This is a genomic window from Tateyamaria sp., from assembly GCF_039940735.1.
GTDB lineage: Bacteria > Pseudomonadota > Alphaproteobacteria > Rhodobacterales > Rhodobacteraceae > Tateyamaria.
Map to the genome: position 1 here is coordinate 1 of NZ_JBDVGB010000002.1, position 12,318 is coordinate 12,318.

General features: G+C 56.0%; 13 protein-coding genes. 8 read left to right on the forward strand and 5 right to left on the reverse strand.

Translation table 11 applies throughout. From position 1 onward, the window contains the following. Together ABJF76_RS00365 and ABJF76_RS00370 are read right to left on the reverse strand one after the other, a co-directional pair. Positions 1-809, reverse strand: an 809-nt coding sequence (locus ABJF76_RS00365; RefSeq protein WP_413822477.1) for an FAD-binding protein, incomplete at its 3' end; no start/stop codon positions are given. Between the two features lie 57 nt (positions 810-866). After that, on the reverse strand, positions 867-2,315 hold the full coding sequence (locus ABJF76_RS00370; protein ID WP_413820071.1) for an FAD-linked oxidase C-terminal domain-containing protein: 1,449 nt from the start codon (positions 2,313-2,315) through the stop codon (positions 867-869). A gap of 89 nt (positions 2,316-2,404) precedes the next feature. On the opposite strand from ABJF76_RS00370, the gene ABJF76_RS00375 reads away from it, so the two are divergent. Both ABJF76_RS00375 and ABJF76_RS00380 read left to right on the forward strand, forming a co-directional pair. Then, entirely contained in the window at positions 2,405-3,103 is a 699-nt protein-coding gene (locus ABJF76_RS00375; RefSeq protein WP_413820072.1) for a DUF599 domain-containing protein, read from the forward strand. A gap of 19 nt (positions 3,104-3,122) precedes the next feature. Next, a complete protein-coding gene (locus ABJF76_RS00380) occupies positions 3,123-3,494 on the forward strand; it encodes a hypothetical protein (protein ID WP_413820073.1) in 372 nt (123 codons plus the stop codon). A gap of 165 nt (positions 3,495-3,659) precedes the next feature. On the opposite strand, the gene rlmH is transcribed toward ABJF76_RS00380, so the two are convergent. The 3 genes from rlmH to ABJF76_RS00395 all read right to left on the reverse strand — a co-directional run bounded on the left by rlmH (position 3,660) and on the right by ABJF76_RS00395 (position 6,109). Next, entirely contained in the window at positions 3,660-4,130 is a 471-nt protein-coding gene (rlmH, locus tag ABJF76_RS00385) for a 23S rRNA (pseudouridine(1915)-N(3))-methyltransferase RlmH (RefSeq protein ID WP_413820074.1), read from the reverse strand. An 11-nt stretch (positions 4,131-4,141) separates the two neighbouring features. Then, positions 4,142-4,582 (reverse strand): ribosome silencing factor, encoded by a 441-nt coding sequence (gene rsfS / locus ABJF76_RS00390; RefSeq protein ID WP_413820075.1) that lies wholly within the window; start codon positions 4,580-4,582, stop codon positions 4,142-4,144. 117 nt (positions 4,583-4,699) lie between these two features. Next, a complete protein-coding gene (locus ABJF76_RS00395; protein WP_413820076.1) occupies positions 4,700-6,109 on the reverse strand; it encodes a mechanosensitive ion channel family protein in 1,410 nt (469 codons plus the stop codon). Positions 6,110-6,277: 168 nt separating this feature from the next. Here ABJF76_RS00395 and ABJF76_RS00400 point away from each other — a divergent pair, with 168 nt between their 5' ends. The 6 genes from ABJF76_RS00400 (at position 6,278) to leuB (ending at position 12,317) form a co-directional block, all read left to right on the forward strand. Beyond that, positions 6,278-6,787 (forward strand): hypothetical protein, encoded by a 510-nt coding sequence (locus tag ABJF76_RS00400; protein WP_413820077.1) that lies wholly within the window; start codon positions 6,278-6,280, stop codon positions 6,785-6,787. Positions 6,788-6,974: 187 nt separating this feature from the next. Further along, positions 6,975-8,381 (forward strand): 3-isopropylmalate dehydratase large subunit, encoded by a 1,407-nt coding sequence (leuC, locus tag ABJF76_RS00405; RefSeq protein WP_413820078.1) that lies wholly within the window; start codon positions 6,975-6,977, stop codon positions 8,379-8,381. Then, a complete protein-coding gene (gene leuD, locus ABJF76_RS00410; protein WP_413820079.1) occupies positions 8,381-8,986 on the forward strand; it encodes a 3-isopropylmalate dehydratase small subunit in 606 nt (201 codons plus the stop codon). The genes leuC and leuD overlap by 1 nt, the downstream gene beginning before the upstream one ends. A gap of 296 nt (positions 8,987-9,282) precedes the next feature. Continuing rightward, positions 9,283-10,119: a hypothetical protein gene (locus ABJF76_RS00415; RefSeq protein ID WP_413820080.1), complete on the forward strand. Its 837-nt coding sequence runs from the start codon at positions 9,283-9,285 to the stop codon at positions 10,117-10,119. Positions 10,120-10,169: 50 nt separating this feature from the next. Further along, positions 10,170-11,132: an endonuclease/exonuclease/phosphatase family protein gene (locus ABJF76_RS00420; protein WP_413820081.1), complete on the forward strand. Its 963-nt coding sequence runs from the start codon at positions 10,170-10,172 to the stop codon at positions 11,130-11,132. An 81-nt stretch (positions 11,133-11,213) separates the two neighbouring features. Further along, complete coding sequence (gene leuB, locus ABJF76_RS00425; protein ID WP_413820082.1) at positions 11,214-12,317, forward strand: 3-isopropylmalate dehydrogenase; 1,104 nt, start codon at positions 11,214-11,216, stop codon at positions 12,315-12,317. Position 12,318 lies beyond the last annotated feature (1 nt).

The following is a 12,318-nucleotide window of genomic DNA, read 5'->3' on the forward strand; positions in this document are numbered from 1 at the left end:
GATACCCGCCAGATGGTGGAATGATCGTGTAAAGGCACCGCGTCGCGCACGTGTGACCAATCGACCGTATCGTCTCGTGTGATATCACCGGTGCTGCGCAAAAGGTCTTGCAGGGCACCTGCGCGATACTCAACCGACGCAGCAAACCCCTCAACGCGCAGCCAAACTGCGCCGCCAACCCAAGCAGCGCCTGACACCTCAAACGGTGAGCCAAGCGCGGCACTCATTGCCGCAACCGCTTGCTTAGGGTCAAGGTCGGCAATCACCAATGTGGTCGTTGCTTCAACCGCGGGAAGCACCTTCAGGCTGACCTCGGTTAAAACACCTAAAGTCCCCCAAGACCCACTCATCAGTTTGACCAAATCATAACCCGTGACGTTCTTCATCACGCGCCCGCCGTTCTTGATGATGTTGCCAGCACCATCAACAAATCGCACACCCAAAGCAAAGTCGCGCGCAGCCCCGGCCTGAATACGGCGCGGGCCACTGGCATTGGTGGCGATGATGCCGCCAATGGTGGTTGCACCTTTTGTGCCTAGCATGCCGGTCAGATCATAAGGCTCAAAGGCCAGACGCTGATTTTCCGCGGCCAAAGTCGTTTCGATCTCAGTCAACGGCGTGCCTGCTTTGGCTACGATGGTTAGTGCACCCGGCTCGTAAAGCGTCACACCCGACAGGCCCGACATATCTATGACATCGCCTGACAGCGGACGTCCTACGAGGCGGGTCCCACCGCCGCGCACAACCAAAGGCCCTTTGGCCTCGGAAATTCGGGCTGCTACATCCGCTTCACTCTTCAAATGATCCATTTTCATCTTGCTCTGTAAACTCCGGGGGTGAGGCCAAAGGCCGAGGGGGCTGGCCCCCTATTCTGCCGCGACCAATGTCCGGCGTCGGGTCTCGGACACCGACAACGGGAACACCTTGGCCGGGTTCAACAACCACTTGGTGTCAAAAACATCCTTAATTGCCATCTGCGCCTCAAGGTCGGAAGGCGCGTACTGATGTGTCATCAAATCCCGTTTCTCGATGCCCACGCCATGTTCACCAGTCAAACATCCGCCAACCTCGACACAAAGCTTCAACACTTCAGCGCCGAATTCTTCGCAAATCTCAAGATCGCCGGGTTTGTTGGCGTCATAACATATCAGCGGATGCATATTGCCGTCACCCGCATGAAACACATTGCCCACGGCTAGGCCGTATTGCTTGGACATCTCGCCGATGCGACGCAACACATAAGGAAGCTCAGACACTGGAATCGTGCCATCCAAACACATGTAATCGCTTACGCGACCAATGGCAGAAAACGCCGCCTTGCGTCCGGCCCAGATTCGCGCAGATTCCTCCGCACTGGCACTTTCACGCAAAGCGACCGGGTTATGGCGTTCGGCAATCGCAGTGATCAAAGCCAATTGAGCATCAATTTCTGTGTCCGATCCTTCGACCTCAACGATCAACAACGCCTCGCACATGGGATAGTCGGCTTTGGCAAAATCCTCACAGACTTCGATCAGCATGCGGTCCATAAATTCGATGGCTACGGGCAGAACGCCTGCCTTTATGATGTCTGCAACACAGGCGCCGGCCACTTCGGCGCTATCAAACCCCATCAAAACAGGCCGCGCGCCCTCGGGCTTGTGAAGAATGCGCAAAGTGGCCTCTGTTACGACACCCAATTGCCCTTCTGATCCGCAAATGACGCCAAGCAGATCCAATCCACCTGAATCTAAATGCGCCCCGCCGATTTCAACCACAGTGCCGTCCATTTGGACCAGCGTGACACCCATCAAATTGTTGGTCGTGACCCCGTATTTCAGGCAATGCGCTCCGCCTGAATTCATCGCAATATTTCCAGCGATGGCGCAAGCCAGTTGGCTTGACGGGTCGGGGGCGTAAAAGAAACCATCTGACTCGACGGCACCCGTGACACTCAGGTTCGTACGCCCGGTTTGGACCCTGACAAATCGGTCGTCATAATCTGTTTCCAGCACATCATTCATGCGTGCCACACCAAGGATCACGCAGTCCGCCGTTGGCAACGCGCCACCCGCAAGCGAAGTGCCGGATCCGCGCGGCACAACTGGCACACCTTCCTCGTGGCAAATACGCAAAACGTCAGAAACCTCGTCCGTAGAAGACGGCAACACGGCGACCATAGGCGGACAACGATAGGCCGTCAGGGCGTCGCATTCATAGGCGCGGGTCTCCATCGGGTCATCGATCACTGCATCAGCGGGCAGCACGGATTTAAGCCGTTCAACAACCCGAGACTTGCGCGCGAGGATGGTGGCATCAGGGGTTGGCATTTCCATGAGTATAAACTTCCAATTAGGATTGGTAAAATAATATGACCAATTTTCACAGGATGCAATCCTTATAACTGCGGTGTAAAAGCGCAGTCATGACATGGCTGGATCGGTTTGAATTGTTTTCCACGTTGGATGGGGTCGCATTGTGCGCCTTGGTGGTTGCGTGGTTCCTGATTGGTTGGCGAATCGAACACCCAAGCGCGCGGCATCCCTCCACATCGCAAATCATGGCAGAGTTCCGGCGTGAGTGGATGCGCCAGATGATCACCCGCGAGCCCCGCATTTTTGACGCGCAAGTGGTATCAAGCCTGCGCCAGGGCACCGCCTTCTTTGCCTCGACCTCGGTGATTGCGATCGGGGGGGTGCTGGCGGTTATTGGCAACGCCGAACGGGTGACAAGCGTCGCCAATGAATTGACGCTAAGCGAAACGCCGACCTTCGTCTGGGAGGTCAAGCTGGTCATTTTGGCTCTTTTTCTCACCAATGCGTTTTTGAAATTCGTATGGGCCAACCGCCTGTTTGGCTACGCAGCAGTGGTGATGGCCGCGGTACCAAATGACGTGTCCGACCCGCGCTGTGAAACGCGTGCGACCCAAGCGGCCGAAGTCAACATTACCGCCGCGCGATCCTTCAATCGAGGGCTGCGTTCTATCTATTTCGCGCTCACCTGCGCGGCATGGCTGGCTGGTCCAATACCGCTGATCGTTGCAACCGCCTTCACAGTCGCCGTCATTTGGAGACGTGAATTTGCCTCGCAATCGCGCACAATTCTTCTAGGCACAGAGACGTGAGGGGACATAAGGAAAATACATGCGCTATAAACTGATTATGAAGTATTTTATGCTCGCCTTGATGATCGCCGCAGGCCCGGCTTGGGCCGAAGAACCTGTGATCGAACGCGTCACTGCAACACGCACAGCGCCGGAAACCTACAGATTTGATGTGACGATCCTGCATCCGGAAACGGGTTGGGATCACTACGCCGATGGGTGGCGTGTGTTGGACATGGATGGGAATGAACTTGGCATCCGCGTGCTCGCTCATCCTCACGAAAACGAACAACCGTTTACGCGTTCCTTGGGCGGCGTGAAAATTCCAAACGGCACCACACAGGTGCAAGTGCAAGCGCGCGATTTGCCCGCAGGCTGGAACACTGGAACGACAATCGTCCAACTTCGCTGATTAAAAAAGGGCGCGCAGACCCAAACACTGCTCGGCCCAATGGCGCCATAAAAAACAAAACAGACACGGGGTCTTTGCTATCTTTGGGTCTAAAATACCTTGGGGGTGTCCGCAGGACGGGGGCAAAGCCCCCTAAAAAATAGCGTCGCGCAAGCGCCCTTTGGATTACGCGCGGTGATAAGGTGATCCAGCCAGAATCGATGCCGCGCGATAAAGCTGCTCGGTCAGCATCACACGCACCAGCATGTGCGGCCAAACCATGTCACCAAACGATAGCAAATGATCAGCCTCTGCGCGCAATGACGGGTCAATCCCGTCTGCGCCGCCGATGACAAACGCCACATCGCTGCGACCCGAATCGCGCCAGTTGCCCAAACGGTTCGCAAATTTAGGAGACGCTTCAACACGTCCCCGTTCATCAAGGCAACAGATCAGCGCGCCTTTGGGTACCGCGCGGCGTAGCAAGTCAGCTTCAGCTGCCATACCGCCACCTTTGCGGTCCTCGACTTCGATCAGCGACAAAGGGCCAAGGCTCAAGGCCCGGCCCGTACGATCAAAACGGGTGATGTAGTCGGAAATTATCGCGCTTTCCGGGCCACCGCGCAGGCGGCCCACAGCACAGATATGGACGCGCATCTTTCAGGAGGTCAGTTCTGGGCGGCGTTGGGCTGCCACATCTTTTCCAGCTGATAGAACTCGCGCACTTCAGGGCGGAATATGTGAACGATCACGTCGCCCGTATCGACAAGAACCCAGTCGCCTGTTCCCTTGCCTTCGATCCGCGACGTGCGTCCGAATTGGGTTTTCAGCCGTTCGACCAGCTTTTCCGACATAGCCGAAACCTGACGCGTAGAACGACCTGAACAGATGATCATATAGTCGCCAATCTCGGTCTTGCCGCGCAGATCGATTTGCACCAAATCTTCGGCTTTATCGTCAGAGAGAGAGGACAGGACGGCCTCAAGGAGAAGCTCGCTTGTGGCTTGTGTTTTGGCAGTGGCCATCATGGCCGTGACCCCATCAACAGGGTGTGCCGTCTGTGCAGAGATGGACAGGACATTGTCCTCCTTTTCATCGCGCCGCCTCATGCCCCCGGCGCTGGGACGTCTGTATGGTAGCAACGCGAGGCGAACAATTCAATGAAAGCTGCGTCTTCTGGCGCGTTCTCGCGCGATGCGCCCCAATGCGCGGCATCAACGGTAATGTCAATCCAACACCTTGACTGGCTCAGGCGCATCACCCAGCACACGCAGTTCGCGTTGCGGGAACGGGAACGATACATCGTGTTCCTTAAAGATGTCCCAAAGTGCCAAATAGACTTTACCCCGAATGTTGGTCAGCCCGCCGGTCGGGTCCGTAATCCAAAAGCGCAGGATATAGTCCACCGAACTGTCTCCAAAGCCGACAACGTGGCACACGGGTGGGCGGCTTGTCAGGACGCGCTCGACCCCATTCGCGGCTTCAATCGCTAGTTTGCGCACTTGGTGCGGATCATCGTTATAGGCCGTCCCGAAATATATATCGAGGCGCACAAACTCATCCGAATGTGACCAGTTCACGACTTGCCCAGTGATCAGGTCTTCGTTCGGGATCAAGTATTCTTTGCCGTCCCGTGTCACCACCGAAGCATAGCGCGCGCCCAATGTTTGGATCCAACCAAAGGTGTCCCCAAGGCTGATCACGTCGCCGGGCTTGATCGATTTATCCAGCAGGATGATGACCCCTGAAACAAGGTTAGACACTACCTTTTGCAGGCCAAACCCAAGGCCGACACCGATCGCGCCTGACAGCACAGCAAGCCCTGTCAGATCGATCCCAAGCGCCCGCACCCCAATAAAGAAGGCAGCGGTATAAAAAACGATCTGCACGACCTTAGTGATCAGAACCCGCATCGAGGGCGAGATGTCTTCGTTTTGCGTGACGCGCGCAGAGGTCGATGTCGTGACAAAACGCGCCACAGAGACCAGCACCCCGATCACCACGACCCCTTGCACGATCATGAGCAAGGATAATCGATAATCGCCGATACTGATCGCGGCGGCGTCTAGAATTTGGGATGTCTCGTCTGCGATGCCCAAAATATACAAAGTGACATAGATTAGCGCGCCCAAACGGACCAAACGGCGTAGTAGAAAGGATCTGATCAGACGCGAAGCAAAGCTGACAAGCAGCCATGCCAGCGCAAGGGTGGCAACAAGCGACAGCATAAATGAGCGCGACGGCCACGTGACCTCTTGCATCACAAGCACCACAACCCAAATCAACACCACAAAGAACAGGTGGCGCAGTCGCCGATGGATCACCACCAGCACGCGCATGCGCCATTTTGGCCACCCTTCGCGCGTCGCCATCCATTCGCGGATAGAAGGGGCCAGCCAAATGCGCAGGCAGTGGGAGATGAAAAACAGCATCACCACCAAAACGATTTGATAGCCGATCCACGGCCGCACCAGCGTCATAAACGTGCCCTGCGCCGCTAACATGAGCGTCTGAGCAAGCGCCTGAACGGTTTCGATGAAAGTTGTCCCGTTGCCGCCTTGCGTTGCAGCCTCGGCTGCGGATGCCAGTGCATCTGCGACAGAAGTGGTGACCGGGGCAGCGGTGTGATTTGCCATTCTGGGTCCGTTCTTGATTTCGGGCAGTCTGCCATGGATGCCGGACAGACAGCAAGGAACCCGCGTGCACAGCGGTGCACTTCCTCATGATTGATCCAACGTAAGATAAATTTAATGCGAATCGTTTTGGATCGTGGCCGCAGAAAGATAATTTTCAGGGGCTAGATTGTGGCAATTTTAATCGGGTTGAGCATTGCATTTGCATTGGGCGGTTTGGCCTACCTTGGCTACGAGGATGAAATTGACGAAGCGCGCCGACTGGCTGAAGAAAACGACATCGACCTCGATGATCTGGATGTTTCCAACTTTTCAACAACCGCTGAGGCGGACGCTGATGAGAACACCCTCGATGTTGGCCTTGCACCGGTCAAGGAACAGCTGACTGGCCCAACCCTTGCCAACACTCTGACAGACGTGGAACCCCCTGTTGCCTTTGAACCAGAAGAAGAACAACTGGTTGTCGAGCTTGATGCAGGTGTCGATGTAGAAGCCTTTGCTCAGAACGTCTTTGATCCAGAAACTGACACCACGACCTTGACGATTGGTGACAATACTGTGCTTAGCCTGATTGGGGATCAGACTGATATTTCGGTAGGCTTTGGCACGCAGGCCGAAACCCAGAACGGCCTCAGCCCCTTTGATATAGTGTTGGTTCAGAATCGCCTTGAAGCAGTTTAAGGCTTCAGTCCTTGCGGGAAGGGCTTTGGAGTAGTATCTGACACCGCATGAACAGCCTCTTTGACATGGATGACCGCGCGCGACTGCGCGAACGCTTTTTCGGGGCGACGCACACGGTACTTGCGCGTTCATAAGCGCGCCCACCTGATCCATCCGTTCAAACAGCCAATCAAAGGGAGAGGACCACATGTCCCCCAAAACGCTTTACGATAAAATCTGGGATGCTCACGTCGCACACGAGGCCGAAGACGGCACGTGCTTGTTGTACATTGATCGCCACCTTGTTCACGAAGTCACCAGCCCCCAAGCCTTTGAAGGGCTGCGGATGACCAACCGTACGGTGCGTGCACCGGACAAGACCATCGCTGTGCCAGATCACAACGTACCCACCACGCTGGATCGCGCCAACGCGGCCACTATGACTGAAGACAGCCGTGTGCAGGTCGACGCCCTCGACAAGAACGCCAAAGACTTTGGCATTCATTACTATCCGGTGTCCGACGTCCGTCAGGGCATCGTGCACATTGTTGGCCCCGAACAGGGCTGGACACTGCCTGGCATGACCGTTGTTTGTGGGGATAGTCACACCGCGACCCACGGTGCCTTTGGTGCTTTGGCCCACGGCATCGGTACATCCGAGGTCGAACACGTCCTTGCCACGCAAACGCTGATCCAGCGTAAGGGCAAGAACATGAAAGTCGAAATCACGGGCAAGCTGGCCCCGGGCGTCACAGCCAAGGACATCACCTTGTCGGTCATCGGCAAAACCGGGACAGCAGGTGGCACCGGCTATGTCATTGAATATTGCGGCGAAGCGATCCGCGATCTGTCCATGGAAGGGCGGATGACCGTCTGCAACATGGCCATCGAAGGCGGCGCGCGCGCTGGCCTGATCGCGCCCGACGAAAAGACCTATGCCTATTGTAAAGGCCGCCCGCATGCCCCCAAAGGGGCGCAGTGGGAAGCTGCCGAAGCATGGTGGAAGACACTGTACTCGGATGACGATGCGCACTGGGATCTCGTTGTCACCCTGAAAGGCGAAGACATCGCGCCAGTCGTCACGTGGGGCACTTCGCCCGAAGACGTGCTGCCCATCACGGCAACTGTCCCCGCGGCCTCTGATTTCACCGGTGGTAAAGTCGATGCGGCACAGCGTTCGCTTGACTATATGGGCCTCAAACCTGGCACGCCACTGACGGATATCGAAATCGACACAGTCTTTATCGGGTCGTGCACAAACGGGCGCATCGAAGATTTGCGTGCCGCGGCATCGATCCTCAAGGGCAAAAAGATCAAAGACGGCCTGCGCGCCATGATCGTGCCCGGTTCCGGTCTGGTCCGCGCACAAGCCGAAGAAGAAGGCCTTGCCGACATCTTTAAAGACGCGGGATTTGAATGGCGTCTTGCGGGTTGTTCGATGTGTTTGGCGATGAACCCTGACCAGCTTAGCGAAGGCGAACGTTGCGTGTCGACGTCGAACCGAAACTTTGAAGGTCGTCAGGGATATAAGGGGCGCACACACCTTGTGTCTCCGGGCATGGCGGCTGCAGCGGCGCTCACTGGTAAACTCACCGACGTGCGGGAGATGATGTAATGGACAAATTCGAAACACTGACGGGCATCGCGGCACCTATGCCACTGGTCAATATCGACACCGATATGATCATCCCCAAGCAGTTCTTGAAAACGATCAAGCGCTCGGGCCTTGGTGTGAACCTTTTTGACGAGATGCGGTTCGATCGCCAAGGTAACGAAAACCCTGATTTCGTGCTTAACAACGACGCGTATCGCGCGGCTGAAATCCTTGTCGCGGGCGACAATTTTGGTTGTGGGTCTTCGCGCGAGCATGCGCCTTGGGCCATCAAAGATTTTGGCATTCGGTGCGTGATATCAACCTCGTTTGCAGACATCTTCTATAACAACTGCTTCAAGAACGGTATTTTGCCAATCGCATTGCCTGCCGAAGCTGTCGGCGTTCTTATGAAGGATGCCGAAAAAGGGGCCAACGCCCGTATGACAGTCGATCTTGAGGCGCAAACCGTGACCACGTCCGACGGTGAGGTGTTCAATTTTGAAGTGGACGCCTTCAAAAAGCACTGCCTGATCGAAGGTCTTGATGATATCGGGCTGACGATGGCCAAAGAGGCCAGCATCGACAGTTTCGAAGCACAGGCATCGCAAGCCCGCCCTTGGGTCTGACGTCTACATTCACGAATTAGGGGCGCCCCATTGGGGCCCGCTATGCCCTTGATAGGGCCCCGCCACAACATGTGGGGCCCTGCCAAAATCTCGCCTTGGAAATGATGCACAAAGGCACCACACCCTCCCTGAAAACGCCCCAAGCTTTACCTCTTATTAACCTCAGCACTTGAGCGACCGGGTTAATCAAGGCAGAATTGGGGCAACAATGAGGCATACCACCTAACCCGGTGGGATCAAGTTGGAACAAGTGCGCGGCAACGTATCGCGGCTGGCCAGTTTGAAGGGATCGAGACGTGATAGCACGACTGTACGGAGCCGTTATACGCGGCCTATTGGTGGCATTGATGATTGCCACACCAGCACTGATTGTGCCGGGTATTTCGATTGATTCATCGCAAGCCACTGTTTTGATCGCTCTTATTGCAGCAATCATGACCTTTGTTGAATACAATTCAGCCAGTCCAAGCATTGTCGAATTTCGTGACGCATCGCCGTTCAATCGCCTGCGCTTTATCGCTCTTTTTGTGACTGTTCTGGTGCTTAGCCTAATTTCCAAGGGCAAGTCTGACCCAACTTTGTTGACGAACGCTTTGACATCCATTGGTACGATTTTGGGCAACAGCATCGACTTTCCTTATTCGCCAGTTCGCCTTGTGGTGCTGATGTTGCCCGCAGGTGCTGATGACGTGGTCGTTCAATCCGTACGCACGACGGCGGGTTTGTCATACCTAACATCACTCATGGCTATGACCGCGTTCTTGTTTTTGGTCCGGGTTCTTGGTTGGCCGTCGCGATCCGGCGCGTTCAATATGTTCGTGAATCTTCCCTTGTTCGATCCAACAACGGGCGGCGACATTTTGCACCGCTTGCACAGGGATGCGCGTATCAACATTGCGCTTGGTTTCCTGTTGCCGTTCTTAATCCCTGCTGTGGTCAAACTGGCGGCAGACCTGCTAAACCCGATCTCGCTTGAAAATTCGCAAACCTTGATCTGGACAATGACCGCATGGGCTTTCCTTCCCGCCAGCATGATCATGCGTGGTATCGCATTACAGCGTATCGCCGAGATGATCCGGGATCAGCGCGAGCGCGCTTATGCCAGCGCCGAAGGCAACTTTCAGACCGCCTGATTGCAGTTGTCTTTTGCCTGTGTGCTGCGACGATTGCGCAGGCAGAAACTTTGCGCATCGCTACCTACAACACTGAATTGCAACGCGATGGGCCGGGCCTGTTTCTGCGCGACCTTGCACGAGGCGAAGATGACCAAATCGCCGCCGTTCTGGCTGTTGTCGCAGCTGCTGACGCTGATGTGCTGGCTTTGCAAGGCATGGATTACGATTTGACCGGTGAAGCATTGCGTCTGTTTGCACAGTCCGCTGGATACCCGCACTTTTTTGCGTTGCGCCCAAATACGGGCATGCCGACAGGTCTGGATATGGATGGCGATGGGCGGCGCGGTGGGTCACGCGATGCACAAGGCTATGGCCGGTTTTCGGGCCAAGGCGGCATGGCTGTGCTGTCGCGTTTTCCGATTGATGCAAACAATGTGCAGGATCTGTCTGCATTGCTGTGGGTCGATGTCCCGGGCGCGACGTTGCCAACCGCCGACGGCAAGGCATTTCCAAGTGTTGATGCGCTGGCCGCTCAACGCCTGTCTAACTCTGGGCATTGGGTCGTGCCGATCGAGGCCCCCGGTGGGCGGTTTGATCTGATGACATTTCACGCCACACCGCCCGTTTTTGATGGACCGGAGGATCGGAATGGCAAACGTAACTTTGATGAAATTCGCCTGTGGTCACAGGTGTTGGCGGGCGACGTTGGCACGCCCCCGTCAGGGCCGTTCGTCATTGCGGGGGATGCCAACCTTGACCCCGTTGACGGCGAAGGGATCAAAGCCGCGATAACCAACCTGTTGACCCTACCTGCCTTGCAAGACGTAGCACCCCGTGGCGCAGCGGGCACCGACACCGTAGATTGGCAAGACCCGGTGCCCGGCGATTTGCGCGTGGATTATGTCTTGCCCTCGACCCATTGGCGTGTGGTTGGCAGTGGCGTGTTGTGGCCCGCGTCCGATGACCCAATGGCAAGCACAGTTGCGACTGCCAGTCGTCACAGGCTGGTTTGGGTCGACCTTTCTAATTAACGTGCCCTTATTGACCCTGCCCGCCCGCGCGCGTAGTCCAATCCGCAACTTAGAACACGCGCAGAACCAAGGAGTTTCGCCATGACAAACCCATCCCTTTTGATCCTTCCCGGAGACGGCATTGGCCCCGAAGTCATGGATCAGGTTGTTCGTGTCATCGACTGGTTCGGTGCAAAGCGCGATCTGCCCTTTGACGTGTCCACCGATTTGGTTGGTGGCGCTGCCTATGACAAACACGGTGTGCCGTTGCATGACGACACGATGGCCAAAGCGCTTGAGGTCGATGCGGTTCTGCTAGGCGCTGTCGGCGGGCCGGCCTATGACGATCTGGATTTCTCGGTCAAACCAGAACGCGGCCTGTTGCGTTTGCGCAAAGAGATGGACCTGTTTTCCAACCTGCGCCCAGCCCAGTGCTTTGATGCATTGGCAGACTTCTCGTCGCTCAAGAAAGACATCGTATCTGGCCTTGATATCATGATCGTTCGCGAACTGACCTCTGGCGTTTATTTCGGCGAACCACGCGGCATCTTTGAAGAGGGCAACGAACGCGTGGGCATCAATACCCAGCGCTACACCGAAGGCGAAATCGAACGCGCCGCGCGGTCTGCCTTTGAACTGGCAATGAAGCGTAGCAAAAAGCTGTGCAGCATGGAAAAAGCCAACGTAATGGAAAGCGGCATTCTGTGGCGCGAAGTGGTCACACGTGTTGGCAAAGAGTATCCCGAAGTCGAACTGTCGCACATGTATGCTGACAACGGCGCCATGCAATTGGTACGTGCGCCAAAGCAGTTTGACGTGATTGTCACGGACAACCTGTTTGGCGACATTCTGTCTGATTGCGCGGCGATGCTGACAGGTTCGCTTGGCATGTTGCCATCCGCTAGCCTTGGCGCGCCGATGGAAAATGGCCGCTCGCGTGCGATGTACGAACCCGTGCACGGGTCAGCGCCCGACATCACAGGCCAAGGCAAGGCGAACCCGATTGCCTGTATGCTTAGCTTTGCGATGGCCCTGCGCTATTCCTTTGATCAAGGGGATGAGGCCACGCGCCTTGAAACTGCGATTGAAAAAGTACTGGCAGACGGGGCGCGCACCGCAGACCTGATGGGCCCCGAAGATGGCACACCATTGTCGACCACTGAAATGGGTGACGTGATCCTCGCGGCCCTTGACGCCAGCCTGTAAG